A 16671-nucleotide genomic window follows, 5' to 3' on the forward strand; every position below is an offset into this window, starting at 1 on the left:
GGAGGCGACCGCAGGTGACTTACGAAAAAGTCCTTTACCGCCTTGAAAACGGCGTCGCCCGGATCGCGATGAACGATCCCGCCACCCGCAACGCCGGCTCCGCGCAGATGGGCGAGGAGCTGTTCGATGCCATGACCCGCGCCGCGTTCGAGGCGCGCGCGGTGGTGCTGACGGGCGAGGGCAAGGCGTTCTGCTCGGGCGCGAACCTGGGCGATGCGGCGGGCATGCTGGCCGACCCGCGCCGCGATGTCGGCACGCTGCTCGACCGTCACTTCAACCCGGTCATCGTGGCCATGCGCGACATGGAGCAGCCGGTGGTCACCGCCGTGCGCGGCGCGGCGGCGGGCGTTGGCGCGGGGCTCGCCATGGCGGGCGACCTCATCCTGTGCGGGGAAAGCGGGTTCTTCCTGCAGGCCTTCCGCCATGTCGGGCTGGTGCCGGACGGTGGCTCCTCGTGGCTGCTGACCCGCGCGGTGGGCCGCGTGCGGGCGATGGAAATGATGTTGCTGGGCGAGCGTCTGCCCGCCGCCAGGGCGCTCGAATGGGGCCTCGTCACCCGCGTGGTGGCCGACGAGGACCTCGATGCGGCCGCAATGGCGCTGGCGGGCGAACTGGCACGCGGGCCCTGGTCGCTGCGCCGGATCAAGCAGGTGGCCTGGGCGGCGGCGGACTGCACGCTGGAACAGGCGCTCACCAACGAACGCCTCGGCCAGCGCGACGCCTCGCGCACCGAGGATTTCGTGGAAGGCGTCACGGCCTTTGCCGAGAAGCGCGAGGCCGTCTTCAAGGGCCGCTGACGGCGCCCAGGCTGTCGCCCGCGCTGTCGCCCACAATGTCGGCCGCAATGCCGCTTATGCGGCGCGCAGCGGCGCAACCTGCGGGTTTATCCTGATTTCCTAGGGGCAGCCATGACGGAATAGTCCGAAAGGCGGGACGGCATGGGCCGTGCCTGCCGCAAGGATATGCCATGTCCGACCTTGAAGCGCTGTTCCGGCACGGCCCGCCCCGCCATCTGGCCCACTTCATTCATGTGGCGAGGCCGCCTTTCGTGCAGCCCTTTCGCCGGGTGCTGGTGGTGCTGGCGATCGGCTGGCTGCCCTTGCCGGTCTTCACGCTGCTGCTCGCGCCGGAGCAGCTCGGCGATTTCGGCCGCGATATCGGCGTTCATGCCCGCTATGCCGTGGCCGCGCCGCTGCTGGTCGTGGCGCTGTCGTCCTGCGGGCCGCGGCTGGGGCAGATCGCCGGGCACTTCGCGCGCTCGGGCCTGCTCGATGCGGCGGGGCGGCATGCGCTGTTCCGGCAGATCGTGGTCAGTCGGCGCCTGCTCGATTCCCATGTGATCGAGGCGGCGACGGTGGTCCTGGCCTTTGTCGCGGCGATGCTGACCTTTCGCGGAGCGGCGGGCGCGCAACTGGCTGGCTGGATGCGCGATCCGGGCACGGACCGGCTGTCGATGGCGGGGCTCTGGCAATTCGCCTTCAGCCTGCCGCTGCTGCTGACCCTGCTGATCGGCTGGCTCTGGCGCATCGCGATCTGGACGCGGCTGCTGATCTGCCTGTCCCGCCTTGATCTGCGGCTGGTGGCCGCGCACCCCGACCAGTGCGGCGGCCTCGGCTTCCTCAGCCAGTCGCTGCGCGCCTTCACCCTGTTCGGCATGGCGCTCGGCGCCATCGCGGCGGGGCGGCTGGGCCATGATCACCTTGCCGGCACGTCGAGCCGGTTCACCGACGGCTTGCTGGTCGGCGGCAGCGTTGGTGTGGTGGCGATCCTCTGTGCCGGGCCGCTCATCTTGTTTTCCGGGAAGATGATGGCGGTCTGGCGTCAGAGTTCGATGGCCTATGGCGCGCTGGCGATGGAACTGGGTTCCTCGCTCGAAGCCCGCTGGCTCCGCCGCGACGCGGCGCCGGGCTACGTCAGGGAGGGCGCGGACCGGAAGGAACGCCCCGCCATCCTCGAAGCCCCGGACTTTTCGGCCGGGGCGGATCTCTTCGCGGTTGTTGCCGGGGCGCAGGCCATGCGGTTCCTGCCGGTCGACTTGCGCAGCGTGGTCATGCTGGTTGCCGCGACCCTGCTGCCCTTCGCCGCGGCGCTGTGCCTGACATTGCCTCTCGGCGTCGTGCTGGCAACGCTGAAGGGATTGCTGGTGTGATCGGGGGAGTGGGCCAGCGGTGCCCTCAAAATGCCCTTTCAGGCATTTTTCAGACAGAGGCTCAGACCGCTCCCGCCTCGCGCAATTGCGCGAGGCGGGCTTCGTCGATGCCGATCTCGGCCAGCACTTCGGCGGTGTGTTCGCCCAGCATCGGCGGGGCCATGCGGATCGTTGCCGGGCTCGCGGACATCTGCGCGAGCGGGCTGGCGATGAGGTCCACCGAGCCGCTTTCGGCATGGGCATGGGGCGTCGTGGCGCGCAAGTTCCGGTGTTTGACCTGCTCGTCCTCCCAGACCTGCGCCAGTTCGTTGTAGCGCGCGGCGGGGATGCCGACGCCGTCGAGCATGGCCTGCATCCGCGCGACGGTGAAGCCGCTGCTCCAGGCGTTGATGAGGTCCATCAGTTCGGCGCGGTTGGTCTTGCCGCGCTTGAGATTGCTGTCGAAGCGCGGGTCGGTGAAGAGTTCGGGTCGCTCCATCAGCACCGTCAGGCGGCGATAGTGCTCGTCGGTGCCGGCGGTGAGGTACACGATGCCGTCGGCGCAGTGCATCAGGTCGGCGGGGCCGCCGCCGTTGCCGCCGTTGCCGAGCCGGGGAGGGGCCTGCCCGCTGATCAGGTAGTCCTGCATGATGTGGCTGACCATCGCCACCGAACTGTCGAGCAGCGCGATGTCGATGAACTGTCCCTCGCCGGTGCGATGGCGGTACTGCAGCGCGCCGAGGATGGCGAGCGCGGTGTTGTGGCCGGTCACGAAGTCGACGAGGCTGGGGCCGGTCTTGAGCGGGCCGGCGCCGGGCTGGCCTTCGGGAATGCCGGTGACGGCCATCATGCCGCCGGTGGCCTGGAACAGCCCGTCATAGCCGGGGCGCGCCGCCATCGGCCCGGTCTGGCCGAAGCCGGTGACCGAGCAGTAGATCAGCCGCGGGTTGATCGCTTTCAGGCTCTCGTAGTCGAGGCCGAAGCGGGCGAGATCGCCGACCTTGTAGTTCTCGATCAGCACGTCCGCCGTCTTCACCAGTTCCTTGAGGATCGCCTGCCCCTCGGGCCTGGAATGGTTGAGCGTGATCGAGCGCTTGTTGCGGTTCGACACGGTGAAGAAGCTGGAATGGCGGGTCTCGATCCCGTCCTTGCCGGGGACCCAGGAAAAGCCGTAGCCGCGCCCGTCGTCGCCCACGCCGGGGCGCTCGATCTTGATGACGTCGGCGCCAAGGTCGCCCAGGATCTGCGCGCCGATGGGGGCGGCGAAGACGCGGCTCATGTCGATGACGCGGATGCCCGCCAATGCTGCCTTGTCGGCGGCCATATCGTTCTGGTTCGTGCTCATGATGGGGGTGAGGCTAGACCTGCCCACCGGGGCGGCCAAGGCGAGCAGGGGCGCTTATCGCAGCGACGATCAAGCATCGCTGCCGGCGTGGTCAGGCTTATCGGCCGCGCCGAAAGCGCCTAGCCGGAAACGCAGGACATGGAGGGGAGTATGCGATGAAGACGGCGATCATCACCGGTGCGGGCAGTGGCATCGGGCTGGAGACGGCCAGGATCCTCCACGCCGAAGGCTTCGCGATCGTCGGCGTCGGGCGCAGCAAGGACAAGCTGGCGCAGCTGGAAGCCGCGATCGGCAATCCCGAACAGGTACTGGCGATCAGCGCCGATCTCACCGATCCCGCAGCTCCCGCCGCTATCGTCGGCGCCGCGCTGGAGCGGTTCGGCCGCATCGATGCGTTGGTGAACAATGCCGGCGTCGGCAGCCCCAAGCCGCTCGACGAGACCGACGACGAGACGCTCGACGACTTCCTCGACATCATGCTGGTCGCCCCGTTCCGGCTGTGCCGCGAGGTGATCCCGCACCTTTCGCAAGGGGCCAGCGTGGTCAACGTGACCAGCACTTTCGCGCATGTCGGCGGGCGGCGCGGCGGCGCCTACTCGGCGGCCAAGGGCGGCCTCAAGTCACTGACCGAGCACATGGCCTGCGAATACGGCCCGCGCGGCATCCGGTCGAACTGCGTGGCGCCGGGGGTGACGATGACCGACATGGTGCGCCACCGCTTCGAGGACGAGGGTTTCAAGCGCGCCAACGTGGAAACCACGCCCTATCCGCGCCTTGCCCAGCCGGAAGACATCGCCAGCGTGATCGCCTTCCTCTGCCTGCCGGGCAGCGAGATGATCAATGGCCAGTCGATCGTGGTCGACGGCGGCTGGACGGGCACCAAGTACCTCAGCCCGCGGGTGACGCGCACGACCTGGGTGGAGCCGGAAAACACGTAAAGCCAGACTCTTGAAGCCGTCGCTGCGATGCAGTCGGACCAACTGCGTCAAGCGGCGGCGGCAATCGCACCGCCGCCCTGCCGCTTGGCGCGGTAGAGCGCACTGTCGGCGCGCACGAACAGCGCCTCGGGATCGAGCTGGCCCGCTCCGCCGACTTGCGCGATCCCCGCCGAGGCGCCCAGCGGCAGCAGTTCGCTGCCCCAGGGCACCGGGCTCAGCAGGCCCGGCAGGCAGCGGCGCAGCGTGCGGTCCGGCATCTCGATCTGGCCGGTGCGGGTGAGCAGCATCGCGAATTCGTCACCGCCGATGCGGGCGATCATGCGCGCTTCGGGGAAGGCGGCGGCAAGGCGGTGGCCGAACGCGGCAAGGCAGGCATCGCCGGCGACATGGCCCCAGCGGTCGTTGATCTGCTTGAACGAATCGAGGTCGAACAGCACCAGCGTGCCGATGTCGTCCAGCGCCTCATCGCCCATCGGCAGGTCGAGGAAATGCATCTCGAACAAGGATCGGTTGGCAAGGCCGGTGACGGGGTCGTTCTCCGCCATGCGGCGAAGGCGTTGCCAGCGGGCGTGTTCCTCGGTGACGTCCTGCTTGGTGCCGTAGAGCTCCGAGGCATGGCCGCCGGCCATGCGGACGGCGGCGGTGAGGCGCATCCAGCGCAGGTCGCCGTCGGCGCGGCGGATCTGGGCATCCATGGTGAAGCCGGCGCCGGTGGCGAGGGCATGGGCGCGCAGCCGTTCCATCGTCTCGCGCGATTCCTCGCAATAGAACGTAAGTGCCTCGCGCCGGTCGACCTGCCGGTCCATCGGCAGCCCGAACAGTGCGAACACGCACTCGGTCCAGGACAATTCCTGGGTCGCCAGATCGCATGCCCAGGCGCCCAGCCCGATCAGCCGCGTCGCGCGGGCATAGAGCGCGGCATCGGCGCAGGCAGTCGGCCCCGGCTGCACATCAGGTGCATGACGTATGCCCAAGGGCGTGTGAAACACGAAAGCGGATCCTCGATCGGGGGGGCTGATGGAATCGGCAGAGTATTCGGGAATTCCCCATTGGTATTACTCCGCAAAAGGTTAAGACCATGCAATCATCCGAAAGTCGGTTTTCCCCGCGCCTCTGGAGGCAAGCGCTTCGCCCGGTGAGGCAAGTGGCCAGGGTTGCCGCGCCCCGTGTCGGCGCCGATAGTCGGCGTGCAAGAGCGCGCGGGAGAACACGTGATGATCCGGGGCATCCACCATGTCGGCGTGAACTGCCGCGACCTGAAGCGCATGACCCGGTTCTACTGCGAGGCCTTCGGGTTCGAACCGGTGGACGAGGGCTTCGGCTGGTCCTGCGAGCCGGTGATGGACCGCATCGTCGACCTGCCGGGCTCGGCGGCCAAGGGCGTGATGCTGCGCGCCGGGCAGTGCTATCTTGAACTGTTCGAATATTCCGCGCCGCCGTCCGACCTGGCGCGGCCGCTCAGGCCCAACGATCGCGGCTATACCCATATGTGCATCGACGTGACCGACATCGAGAACGACATCGTGCACCTGAAGGCCTGCGGCATGACTTTCAGCGGGCGCGATCATGTCGACGCCGGGCATGTCCGCACGCTCTACGGCTACGACCCGGAGGGCAACGTGATCGAGGTGCAGCAATGCATGCCGGCCAACGGCTTCACGCTTGAGGAATTGCGCGCCGCAAACGCGGCATAGCCGCCGGTTCGCCCTGTCCGGGGGCGATCGGGGCCACCGAAGCGCGCAGGACCGGGGTTCCCTGCCATGTGCGCGGGGGCTCGGGGACAACGTCTGCGGGGAAACTGTCGGCGCCGCGGTCATGCCGCGTCATCGGCGCGATCCCGGGCAGGCGGGCCATGGCCGCCTCGGCCATGCGCGCCCAGGGCACGTGAACCGAGGCCAGCGGCGGCACGGTCATGGCCGCGAGCGGGGTATCGTCGAAACCGGCAACCGAAAGTTCGCCGGGCACCGCGATCCCCTTTTCGGCGGCGGCGGCAAGGGCGCCGGCCGCCATCTCGTCGTTGCAGGCGACGATGGCGGTGGGGCGCGGGCTGAGTTCCAGCAGCAGTGCGGCCGCTTCCATGCCGGACGAGAAGGAATTGTCCCCCGCCGCCACCAGCCAGGCCCCCCGTTCCAGGCCGCGCGCGGCGAGAGCATCGTGATAACCCGCTTCCCGCCGCCGGGCCGAGGCCGATGCATCCGGCCCGGCGATCAGGCCGATCCGGCGATGGCCATTGGCCAGCAGCCATTCCACCAGCGCGGCCATGGCGGCGCGTTCGTCGCAGGCCGGTTCGTCTTCGCCCAGCCGCAGGCAAGGCGTGTCCGCCCGGGCGCAGAGGGCGGCAAGGTCATCCCGGTCCGCGAGCGGGGGCAGCAGGACCACCCCGGTGGGGGCATGCCGTTCCAGGAAGCGGTGCAGCCCCGATGCCGCGTCATCGCCGCGGGGCAGCACCACCAGCGCCAGTTCGCTGCCTTCCATCGCCCGCAGGATGCCTGTCTCCGCCGCCTCGCGCACGGCGCGGTCGGATCCGTCATGGACCAATGCGACCAGGAAGGTGCGCCGCAGCGCCAGTGCGCGGGCCTGGGCATTGGGGACAAAGCCGGTCTCGGCGATTACCGCGTCCAGCCGCGCGCGCATGGACCGGCTGACATCGGGCGAGTTGTTGATGTAGCGGCTGATCGTCTTTTTCGAGACCCCGGCGATCCGGGCTACATCTTCCATCGTGGCGCGGGATCGGGTGCGGATCATCGCGCGATGATGAAGCGCGGCGCCCGCAGGCCCAAGGGCAGTTTCGTCCGCTCCGGATCGATTTTGGGTCTATCCGGCAAGTGCGTAAGGCGGGCGTAACCGCACGGCAATCGCGACGGACTGATACAAGCCCGTCATTGCGGAAAGGCGCCGAAATCCCTAAGTGGGCCCCGCATGAGCCGGGTTCCCGCCGGATGGAACCGCCACCCCCACTGGAGAATGATGAAGCCCGCCCCGTCGCAACGCCACTATGGAATGGATTGGCTGCGCGTTGGCGCCTTTGTCCTGCTGATCTTCTACCATGTCGGCTTTTCGTTCACCCCGTGGGGTTTCCAGACCCCCACGCGCGGGGTGGTGAGCTGGGCGGAAATCCCGCTCCTTGGCCTCAGCGCCTGGCGCCTGGCGCTGCTCTTCGCGATTTCCGGCTATGCCAGCGCGGCGCTGCTCAAGAAGGACGGCAACAACCGCGTCTTCCTGAAAAGCCGCCTGCTGCGCCTCGGCATTCCGCTGCTGTTCGGCCTTACCGTCGTCGTGCCGCCGCAGCCCTACATGGGGCTGATCAACAGCGGCTACGACCATGGCTACGGCTATTTCCTGGTCCATGACGCCTTCAGCTTCCGCAAGGTGGGCTACGAAAGCCTGCCCGCCACGATGCACTTGTGGTTCGTCATCTACCTGCTCGTCTACACGCTGGTGCTCTGCGCCGGGCTGATGTTCCTGCCGGATGCGTGGCGGACATGGCTGCGGGACAAGGCGGAAAAGGTGCTTTCCGGCCCGCTGATGCTGCCGCTGGGCATCGTGCTGATCTTCGGCGTGCGGCTGTTCTACGACGGCTGGACCGACATCCACAGCCTCTTCGTGGACCGCGCCGCGCACCTCCACTACTTCGGCATGTTCCTCTACGGCTTCCTGCTGCGCGGGTCGGAACCGATGCGCCAGGCCATTGCCCGGCAGTGGAAGCTCGCGCTGGTGCTGGGCCTGCTCGGTTATGCCTGGGTGATCGGCGATACGCTGCTCTGGCCCGGCAACACGCCGACGCCGGCCGCGTGGGAGCAGCCGCTGTCCTTCGCCAAGTCGGTCCAGTGCTGGGGCACGGTGGTCGCGCTGTTCGGCATTGCCGACCGCTACTGGAACTTCGACAGCAAGTGGCGGGCGATGCTGGTCGAGGCGGTGTTCCCCATCTACATCGCGCACCAGACGGTGATGGTCTTTGTCAGCTATGCCATCCGCGACATGGGGCTGACCGCCTTGCCGGAATTCCTGACGCTCTGCATCACCGTGGCCGGGGGATCCTGGATCTTCTACCTGATCGGCCGCGAGATCGGCCCGCTGCGCCCGCTGATCGGGCTGAAGCGGCACCGGGCGCCGCGCAAGGCGGCCAAGGTGGCGGTGGCCTGAAACCGGCCTCGCAGGAGGAGAGCCCGCGAGGCCGGAGCTCTCAATCCCGCGCCAGAAGCAGCGCCGCCGCCATCGGCCCGCCGCCGGAAGTCGCCACGGCCAGTTTCGGATCGCCGGCGATCTGGCGTCCGGTGGCGGTGCCGCGCAGCTGGTTCACCGCCTCATGGGCAAAACCGAAACCGTGCAGGCGGCCGGCGCCAAGCTGGCCGCCGAAGGTGTTCATCGGCAGTTCGCCGTCCAGCGCGATGCGCGTGCCGCCCTCGATGAACCGGCCGCCTTCGCCCTTTTCGCAGAAGCCGAGGCCCTCCAGCCAGGTGATCGGCAGGAACGCGAAACCGTCGTAGAACTGGACGGTATCCACGTCCGCAGCGGTGTAGTCGGTGCGCGTCCAGAGGTCGGCGCCGGTTTCGTAGGCGGCGGGCCATTCGACCTGATCCCACGAGTAGCGATCGACCGATCCGGACATCGCGGCCACGCGCACGGGAGTCGATTTCACCTCGCCCAGCGCATCTCCGGCCGAGACGATCACGACGGTGGAGGCATCGGAGAAACGGTCGCAATCGTAGAGGCACAGCGGCGTGGAGATCATCCTTGCGGACATGTACTTGTCCAGCGTCAGTTCTTCCTTGGTGATCGCCCTTGCGCGCGGGTTGCGCATGGCGTTCTTCGAACCGTTGATGGCGATCTGGCCCAGCTGCTCGCGCGTCAGGCCATAGCGATGCATGTGGCGCGCGGCGTATTGCGCGGTCCAGCAGGCAGCGGACGTGGCCCAGAACGGGCTGGTCCACTGCGAGGAGCCGGTGACGGTATCCTGCCGTGCGCCCGACATGTAAGTGCCCGGATCGGCCATGCCACCCGCCTCGTAAACGGTGCGGAAGCAGATCGCGTGGCGGACGAGGCCCTGCTTCACCGCCATCACCGCCGCGCCGATGGCGGCAAGCTGGGCGGGCTGTTCGGCAGCGCCAAGGTGCCACTTGGACTTGATGCCCAGCACCTCGATCAGATCGTCGCTGCTGACGGGGGAGAAGGCGGTGTAGCCGTTCATCTTGCCGGGGTAGGTGAACACGCCGTCGATCTGCGAGAGCGTCAGCCCCGCGTCGTCCAGCGCCTCGCGCACGGCATCGACCGTCAGCAGCAGGGGATGGCGCGGCAGGCGCACGCCGACTTCGGACTGGCCGAGGCCGGTGATGTAAGCTTCCGTGCTGGCCATCAGGCGACTTTCTCGAAGAGGGGGTAGAAGATGCCGTCCTGCTCCTCGAACACGACGCGGACCTTGTCCTCGAAATCGACCGCATCGACGGGGCAATGCACGATGTTGGTGGTGAGGTAGACCCCCGGCGCGCCGTCCAGCTTCACGCGGGCGATCACATAGGGCACTTCCAGATCCCTGGCCCAGGGCTGGTGGTTCACTGTGAAGCTGTCGATCACGCCGGTGCCGGCTACCGCGTGAGGGGCGACGTTCTCGGACTGGCAATGGCGGCAGAGCAGGCGCGGGGGGTGGGTGAACTCACCGCAGTCGCCGCATTTCACGATGTTCAGCCTGCCGTCGCGGCCGCCCGTCCAGAACGCGGTATTCTCCTGGTCCAGCTTCGGCCGTGGCCGCGGTGGATTCATCGTTGCTCTCCCATTCGTCGGCACGAGAAGTCCGGCGCTGCGGCCGCCGCGTCAAGGCGGGCGGGGGATTGATCGTCTCGGCGCTTCGTGCGGCCGGGCCTCAGTCGATGACCTTGCGCGCGATCAGATCGTCCATTTCGCCTTCCGACAAGCCCAGAAGCTCGCGGTAGACGTAGCCATTGTGCTCGCCGAGGAGCGGTGCGCCACGTTCGACCTGCGGGCCTTCGGGGCTGATCCGCCATGACGGGCCGATGATCGGGCGGCTGCCGTTGCGGTGATCGCTGACCATGCGGAAGGCATCGCGGCCCCAGAGGAATGCGTCCGCGCACAGGTCCATCGAACTCATGGCCTTGAATGCCGGAACGCCCGCATTTCGGAGCCTTTCGGCAAGGTCTGCGGTGTCGTGCGGGCGGGTGAGCGCGGAGAGTTCGGCGTCGAGTTCGGCGCGATTGGACAGCCGGTCCGCCAGCGTTTCGAAACGCGGATCGGCGGCGAGGGCCGGGGCGCCGAGGGTGCCGCAAAGCGCCTGCCATTCGGCCTCGTTCGCCGCCGCGATACTTGTCCAGCCGCTCTCGCCGCAAGGGTAGAAGCCGTGCGGGGCCATCTCCGGATGGACGTTGCCGTCGGCCCTGGGCACGTCTCCAGTGACGCTGGCGGCGAAGAGGCTGTCGCCGACGAGGCTGGTCATCGCCTCCACTGCCGAGAGGTCGATGAACTGGCCTTCGCCGGTGCTCTCGCGGTGGTGGAGTGCGGCCAGGCAGGCGAGCGCGGCCAGCGCCCCGGCGGTGGAATCGCCGTAGCGGATGTTCATGCCCCTGGGCGTCTCGCCCTCGTGCCCGACCAGCGCGGTGAGGCCGGAGAGGGCGGCGAAGCAGGGGGCATAACCGGTCTGATAGCCCAGCGGACCGTCGGTGCCCCACATCTTGATCGCGCACTGGATGAGGTCCGGCTTGATCGCCCTGAGGCTTTCGTAATCGAGCCCGGAGCGGGCCATGGCGCCGGGGCGGATGTTGTCGATCACGATGTCGGACTGGGCGATCATGCGCTTGACGAGGTCCAGCCCTTCGGCGGTCTTCATGTTGACCTGGACCGAGAGGATCTCCTGGTTGATCGACAGGAAATAGGGCGCGGCATCGATGTCCACCCCGCCATAGGCGCGCATCTCGTCGAGGTTGGAGCGGGATTCGATCTTGATGACTTCCGCGCCGAGGTGGGCGAGCAGCTTGCCCGCGTAAGGTCCGGCCCAGACTTTGGTGAGTTCGATCACGCGGATGCCGGCGAGCGGGCCTTTGCGGTCAGGACGCGGCATCGAGGACGTCCTCCTGATCGGCGCCGAGGCGGGGCGCTGCGGCCTTCACCGCGACCGGCGTGGCGCTCATGCGGTAGGCGGCGGTGGGGTAGGAGACCTCTCCGAACGCGGGATGCACGGCCTGCTGGAAAAAGCCGCGATGGATGAATTGTTCGTGGTGAGGAAGGTCGTTGGCCGTCTGCACCGGCACCATGGGGACGCCCGCCTTCTGCGCGGCCTCGGTGACCGGATGCTTGTCCTGCCCGGCGATCCAGCCGGTGAAGTGTTCGCGGAACCTGGCGACATTGGGCGGTGTGCAGTCGAACTCCAGCCAGTCCTCGCGCAGTTCCCGCGTCCAGGCGGGATTGCCCATCAGCGCGCAGAGGCCCTGCCAGTGCGCGCGGCTGGTCATCAGCAGGAAGACGTGCCCGTCGCGGCACGCGAAGGACGTGCCGGGGCCGCCCATGTCGTAGGCGGTTCGCGCGTCGCTCGGCTCGGCCTCGCCCGCCAGCATGCGGCCGAGCACGCAGTCGATGCGGTTCAGCTGCACGTCCACTTCGGAAATATCGATGAACTGCCCCCGACCCTCGCGGCGCAGGCGCAGCAGCGAGGCCATGGCGGCGAGCGCGGCGTCGATCCCGGCTTCGTAGTCCGACAGGAACCGCCCGGCGCCCTTGAGCGGCGGCTTGTCGGCAGGCGTTTCGCTGGGGCTGTGATAGGCCCAGCCGCCGGCGGCGATGACGTTGATCGGACGGGCGCCTTGCCAGCTTTCCGGCGCGTCCTGCCCGAACGGCGTGACCAGCGCGTGGACCAGCGCCGGATGCGCGCGGGAGACCCTTTCCGGCGTCAGGCCCATGGCCCGGCACCAGCCTTCGTCATGATCGTCGATCAGCGCGTGGGCGCGCGCCAGCAGGCGGTCCAGCACCTTGCGGTCGGCCCCATCAGCAAGGTCCAGCACGACCGATTTCTTGTTGGTGTTGAGGTAGGCGAACAGCGTCGATTCCCCCGCAGCGAACGGCCCCATCGCGCGGCTGGGGGCGCCGCCGGGGCGCTCCACCTTGACCACTTCGGCGCCGAGATCGGCCAGCAGCTTGCCGGTATATTCGCCGCTCACGCGCTCGGCGGTCTCGATTACGGTCAGCCCCTCGAGGGCGCCTCTGGTGGTCATAGCGATTGCCCGTCGTCGATCGTGAATGTCGCGCCGGTCACTTGCGCGCAGGCGTCGGAAAGCAGGTAGAGCAGCATGGGCGTCAGCGCCTCGGCAGAGAGCAGGCGGCGGCGGTGGAGGCCCGCGATATCCGCCTGTCCGCGCGCGCCGGCGAACCAGTCGGCGTTGATCTCGGTGGCGATCCAGCCGGGTTGCAGGGTGTTGACGTTGATCCCCTGCCGCACCCATTCGCGCGGCAGTTGCCGTCCGAGGTGGGCAAGGCCCGCCTTGCTGGCCGCATACATCGCATCGCCGGTGCCGCTCTGCCGTGCGGTGATCGATCCGATCAGCACCACGCGCCCGCGCTGGTGCGCGCGACTGCCGCCCGCGATCAAGCGCCGTCCGGCTTCGCGCGCGACCAGCATGGCGCCAAGCAGGTTGGTGCCCAGCACGCGGCGCAATCCCTCCTCCGGCACCTCGGTGGAGCGCCCCCCGGTGCCGACGCCGGCGTTGCAGACCACGCCGTCGATCACGCCGAAGCGAGCCTCTGCCGCATCGAAGGCGGCGCGCACCGAAGCCTCGTCCGTCACGTCGAGTTCGACCGCCAGCGCGTCGCCGAGTTCTGCGGCCAGAGCCTGACAGCGATCCACCCGCCTTGCCCCCAGCACGGCGCGTCCGCCCGCCGCATGAACCGCGCGCGCGAAACCGGCGCCGATCCCGGAGGAGGCGCCGGCCACGAAAACGGTGCGCCCGGTTAGCGAGAACGGCATCAGCGCTGCAGGGCGCGCAAGTCGGGCTGGTAGGGCGGCAGCGCCATGTACGTGTCGATGGTCTGTTCGAAGTGGCGCACGCGCACTTCCTGATAGTCGCCCAGGGTGATGCCGGGCTTGGCGCTGGCTTCCAGACCTTCCTGCTGGGCGTGGAGGTTGTCGGTATCCTGGTCGAGAATGCGCCCGAAGCCGGGGTCCATGCCGCGCGCCTCGGTGAAGGACTGGTGGTCGGCCAGGATCTCCACCTCGGCGGTTTCGACCTCGCTGCCGTCCCTGGGCTTGGGCCGCATGAACATCACTTCGTAGATCGTGCGGCGATGGTCGCGCGCGTCGGGGCGGAAGCGGTAGATCATCGGCAGCGAGATGCCGGGGAACAGGAACAGGTTCGGGAAGAACGTGTAGCTGTAGGTATCGAGCAGCTCGGTATCCGAAACGTGGCTGAGATCGGTGTTGGTCGCCGTCTCGAACATGTCGCGGAACATGTCCGCCATCACCTGCCGCGCGCGCTCGCCCGGCTTCAGTTCGGGCTTGCTGCCGCCGAGCGAGGAACTGTCGCCCAGCGTGAAGTTGGCGATGATGTCCGCCTCGCTGTACGTGCCGCGCAGCTTGGGGCTGACCACGCCGAGAGTGGAAATGAAGCGGTCCACGTGATCGCCGTAGACGTCGTACTGCGAGTTCACGTCGCCATTGGCAGGCGCGACTTGCGGATGGGTGTCGCCGACGTGGTAGGCCTCCATGAAGGCTTCCATCGTCAGCTTCCAGTTGGCCGGATAGCTCTTCTGGACGTGGAGGTAGATATAGCGATCCTCCAGCTTCCACGCCTTGAGATGGGCCAGCGCCTCGGCGCCAAGGTATTCCTCAAGGCCGGGCGCGGCGGGGTCCATGTTGATCCAGACGAAGCCGCCCAGGCGTGCCACCCGCGCTTCGGGCAGGCACATCTTCTGCTTGGCGGTATGCGCGAAGTCCCACTTTTCGGGGATGTCCTTCAGCGAGCCGTCGAGGTTCCAGGTCCAGCCATGGAACGGGCACTTGAGGTTCGCGGCGAATCCCGCCGTGCCGGAGGGCTTCAGCTTGGTGCCGCGGTGCAGGCAGGCGTTGAAGTAGGCGCGGATCTCGTCATCCTCGCAGCGGGTGACGACGAACGAGTAGGATCCGATGTCGTAGACGTAATAGTCGCCCACTTCGGGGATGTGGTCCTCCCGGCAGGCCATCTGCCAGGTGCGCGTCCACATCCGCTCGAACTCGCCGGCGGCGAAGGCGGGGTCGGTGTAGCGCTGCTTGGAGACGTCTTCGCTGCCGAGGTAGCGGTAGTTTTCGCTGGCGGCCCAGGCGGGCGCGGCGTTGCGGTCGGCGGCGATGATGTCCTGCGTGGATTCGGCGGGGCAGCGGGCCTCGCCGGGCTGCAGCGGTGCGGTGGCGACGTTCATTGCGAGGCTCCTTATTCCGCCGCTTCGAGCGCGGGAGAGTTTGCGCGCGCGGCAAGGGTGGGGCTGAGTTTCTGGACCGCTCCGTCCTTCATCACGAAGACGACCTTGTCCGGTCCGGCGAGGATGGAGATGTCGGCCAGCGGATCGCCGTCGACGAGGATGAGGTCGGCGAGCTTGCCCGGCTCGAGCGTGCCGAGTTCGCCGCCGTATCCCATGGCAAGGCCGCCGTTGCGGGTGGCGCAGACCAGCGCCTCGGCCGGGGTGTAGCCGTAGAAATCGACGAAGGACTTGAGGTCGCGCCCTTGCGTGCCCTGCGGGCTCCAGCCGAAGCCGTAGTCGCCGCCGATCAGGTGGCGGATGCCGCGCCTGCGCAGTTCGGTGTGCGTCTTCAGCGAGTTTTCCAGCAGGTCCGGGATGTTCATGTAGCCGCCGACTTCCGGCGAGAGCCCGTGCGCGCAAGCCTCGCCCGCCATGATCTGCGCGAAGAGGCCGACGGTGGGGACGACGAAGATGCGCTCGCGCGCCGCCTCCATCATGTCCAGCAGTTCCTCGTCGGCGTATTCGCAGTGGAACAGCCCGTCCACGCCCGCACGGACGCAGTGCTTGGAGCCTTCGATGGAACGGGTGTGGGCGTTGACCTTGCGGCCATAGGCATGCGCGGTCTCGGCGGCGACGCGCACTTCCTCGAACGTCATCGGCGTCGTGTGGCCGGGGGTGCCGGGGTAGAACGGGTCGCCCGAGACATCGAGCTTGATGTTGTCGATCCCCTCGCGGCAGTGGAGGCGCACGGTCTTGCGCATCTCCTCCACGCCGTCGACGATGGCGGAAGGACCTTGTCTCGGGTTGTGCGCCTTGCTCTCGTCCCCCATCGCGCCGGTCACCGAGATTTCGAGACCGCCCGCACGGATGCGCGGCCCGGGCAGGCGCCCGGCGTTGACCTCCTCGCGCACGGCGACGGCGAGTTTCAGCTTTGCCTCGGAGGCGCCGTAGGCGGACGTGAAGCCCGCCTCGATCAGCGCCCTGGCTCCGCGCGCGGCGGTGAAGACCTGCGTTTCGGGGCAGGGGGTGATCAGGTCCTCGGTCGCGCAGACATTCTCGAACGAGAGGTGCGCGTGGCCTTCGACCATGCCGGGCATCAGGAACAGGCCGCGGGCATCGATCGTGACGTCGCCGGGCTGCGCGGTGGTCGCGGCGCCGACCGAGGTCACGCGGTTGCCCTCGACCACGAGATCGCCCCTGGTCGTGGGTCTGCCCGTCCCGTCGAATATCGTGGCGTTCTGGATCACGGTCCGTCCCACGGTGTCTCTCCTTTCGGCCATCGATGTGCTCATGGCTCTTGGAGTGCAGGTTAGAAGCGGGCCGCGGCGCGGCAAATGACGGGCCGGGCAGAGGGCTTGTCCTGTACCGGAACGTCGCCGCTCGTTCGCACCGGCGTTTTCCCGCTGGGGCAAGTCGCAAGGCGCGGGGGGCGCTTTGCGCGGGGGCGGGACTGCGGCATCAGGGAGGAAAATCAAGTGAGAGGACTTATGGGCAACCTTCATGTCACCATGACCGATAGCGACGGCGTGAAGCACGAATTCCCCGACGTGGAGGAGGGGGTGAGCCTGATGGAACTCGGCCGCTCGCGCGGGGTATCCGGGATCATGGGCGATTGCGGCGGCGGCTGCGCCTGCGCGACCTGCCACGTTTATGTCGCGGCGGAGTGGTGGAACGCGGTGGGCGAGCCCGACGATGTGGAATTCGCCATGCTCGACATGGTGGCGGACGTCATGAAGGACACCAGTCGGCTGGGCTGCCAGATCAAGATGAACCGCGATCTGGACGGGCTGGAAGTCACCGTGGCGCCAGCCTCCGGGTACTGAGGGTTTACC

General features: G+C 68.1%; 16 protein-coding genes and 1 pseudogene. 6 read left to right on the forward strand and 11 right to left on the reverse strand.

Features of this window, described 5'->3' with window-relative positions; genetic code table 11:
- Positions 1 to 14: 14 nt before the first annotated feature.
- Positions 15 to 797 carry an enoyl-CoA hydratase-related protein gene (locus OKA11_RS05380; protein WP_267219183.1) on the forward strand — a complete coding sequence of 261 codons (783 nt, stop codon included), beginning with the start codon at positions 15 to 17 and terminating at the stop codon, positions 795 to 797.
- 170 nt (positions 798 to 967) lie between these two features.
- Positions 968 to 2149, forward strand: a complete 1182-nt coding sequence (locus OKA11_RS05385) for a hypothetical protein (protein ID WP_267219184.1) — start codon at positions 968 to 970, stop codon at positions 2147 to 2149.
- Positions 2150 to 2210: 61 nt separating this feature from the next.
- Here the strand turns inward: OKA11_RS05385 and OKA11_RS05390 are convergent, their stop codons facing one another.
- Complete coding sequence (locus tag OKA11_RS05390; RefSeq protein ID WP_267219185.1) at positions 2211 to 3473, reverse strand: CaiB/BaiF CoA transferase family protein; 1263 nt, start codon at positions 3471 to 3473, stop codon at positions 2211 to 2213.
- A 155-nt stretch (positions 3474 to 3628) separates the two neighbouring features.
- On the opposite strand from OKA11_RS05390, the gene OKA11_RS05395 reads away from it, so the two are divergent.
- Complete coding sequence (locus OKA11_RS05395) at positions 3629 to 4411, forward strand: SDR family NAD(P)-dependent oxidoreductase (RefSeq protein WP_267219186.1); 783 nt, start codon at positions 3629 to 3631, stop codon at positions 4409 to 4411.
- Positions 4412 to 4458: 47 nt separating this feature from the next.
- On the opposite strand, the gene OKA11_RS05400 is transcribed toward OKA11_RS05395, so the two are convergent.
- Positions 4459 to 5400 carry a GGDEF domain-containing protein gene (locus OKA11_RS05400; RefSeq protein WP_267219187.1) on the reverse strand — a complete coding sequence of 314 codons (942 nt, stop codon included), beginning with the start codon at positions 5398 to 5400 and terminating at the stop codon, positions 4459 to 4461.
- A 225-nt stretch (positions 5401 to 5625) separates the two neighbouring features.
- On the opposite strand from OKA11_RS05400, the gene OKA11_RS05405 reads away from it, so the two are divergent.
- Positions 5626 to 6105 carry a VOC family protein gene (locus OKA11_RS05405; protein ID WP_267219188.1) on the forward strand — a complete coding sequence of 160 codons (480 nt, stop codon included), beginning with the start codon at positions 5626 to 5628 and terminating at the stop codon, positions 6103 to 6105.
- Here the strand turns inward: OKA11_RS05405 and OKA11_RS05410 are convergent.
- Positions 6068 to 7156 (reverse strand): LacI family DNA-binding transcriptional regulator, encoded by a 1089-nt coding sequence (locus OKA11_RS05410; protein ID WP_267219189.1) that lies wholly within the window; start codon positions 7154 to 7156, stop codon positions 6068 to 6070. The two genes, OKA11_RS05405 and OKA11_RS05410, sit on opposite strands and share 38 nt — an antisense overlap.
- 255 nt (positions 7157 to 7411) lie before the next feature.
- Between OKA11_RS05410 and OKA11_RS05415 the strand changes: the two genes are divergently transcribed.
- Complete coding sequence (locus OKA11_RS05415) at positions 7412 to 8554, forward strand: acyltransferase family protein (protein WP_267219190.1); 1143 nt, start codon at positions 7412 to 7414, stop codon at positions 8552 to 8554.
- A 40-nt stretch (positions 8555 to 8594) separates the two neighbouring features.
- Here the strand turns inward: OKA11_RS05415 and OKA11_RS05420 are convergent, their stop codons facing one another.
- From OKA11_RS05420 to OKA11_RS05450, 8 genes and pseudogenes are all read right to left on the reverse strand, one after another.
- Positions 8595 to 9764 (reverse strand): thiolase family protein, encoded by a 1170-nt coding sequence (locus OKA11_RS05420; protein WP_267219192.1) that lies wholly within the window; start codon positions 9762 to 9764, stop codon positions 8595 to 8597.
- The gene (locus OKA11_RS05425; RefSeq protein ID WP_267219193.1) at positions 9764 to 10168 is read right to left on the reverse strand and encodes a Zn-ribbon domain-containing OB-fold protein; all 405 of its coding nucleotides are present in this window, start codon (positions 10166 to 10168) and stop codon (positions 9764 to 9766) included. Before OKA11_RS05425 ends, OKA11_RS05420 begins: the two co-directional genes overlap by 1 nt.
- A 100-nt stretch (positions 10169 to 10268) precedes the next feature.
- Positions 10269 to 11477, reverse strand: a complete 1209-nt coding sequence (locus tag OKA11_RS05430) for a CaiB/BaiF CoA transferase family protein (RefSeq protein WP_267219194.1) — start codon at positions 11475 to 11477, stop codon at positions 10269 to 10271.
- Positions 11464 to 12624 (reverse strand): CaiB/BaiF CoA transferase family protein, encoded by a 1161-nt coding sequence (locus OKA11_RS05435; protein ID WP_267219195.1) that lies wholly within the window; start codon positions 12622 to 12624, stop codon positions 11464 to 11466. Before OKA11_RS05435 ends, OKA11_RS05430 begins: the two co-directional genes overlap by 14 nt.
- Positions 12621 to 13373 (reverse strand): SDR family NAD(P)-dependent oxidoreductase, encoded by a 753-nt coding sequence (locus OKA11_RS05440; protein WP_267219196.1) that lies wholly within the window; start codon positions 13371 to 13373, stop codon positions 12621 to 12623. Before OKA11_RS05440 ends, OKA11_RS05435 begins: the two co-directional genes overlap by 4 nt.
- On the reverse strand, positions 13373 to 14311 hold the full coding sequence (locus OKA11_RS05445) for an RHO alpha subunit C-terminal catalytic domain-containing protein (RefSeq protein WP_379489368.1): 939 nt from the start codon (positions 14309 to 14311) through the stop codon (positions 13373 to 13375). Before OKA11_RS05445 ends, OKA11_RS05440 begins: the two co-directional genes overlap by 1 nt.
- Positions 14312 to 14401: 90 nt before the next feature.
- Positions 14402 to 14533, reverse strand: a pseudogene (locus OKA11_RS24665) (Rieske 2Fe-2S domain-containing protein); the annotation flags it as partial.
- 278 nt (positions 14534 to 14811) lie between these two features.
- The gene (locus OKA11_RS05450) at positions 14812 to 16098 is read right to left on the reverse strand and encodes a metal-dependent hydrolase family protein (RefSeq protein WP_267219198.1); all 1287 of its coding nucleotides are present in this window, start codon (positions 16096 to 16098) and stop codon (positions 14812 to 14814) included.
- 228 nt (positions 16099 to 16326) lie between these two features.
- Between OKA11_RS05450 and OKA11_RS05455 the strand changes: the two genes are divergently transcribed.
- Positions 16327 to 16662: a 2Fe-2S iron-sulfur cluster-binding protein gene (locus tag OKA11_RS05455; protein WP_267219199.1), complete on the forward strand. Its 336-nt coding sequence runs from the start codon at positions 16327 to 16329 to the stop codon at positions 16660 to 16662.
- The last annotated feature ends 9 nt before the right edge of the window (positions 16663 to 16671 follow it).

Source organism: Novosphingobium clariflavum (assembly GCF_026420865.1).
GTDB classification, from domain to species: Bacteria; Pseudomonadota; Alphaproteobacteria; order Sphingomonadales; family Sphingomonadaceae; genus Novosphingobium; species Novosphingobium clariflavum.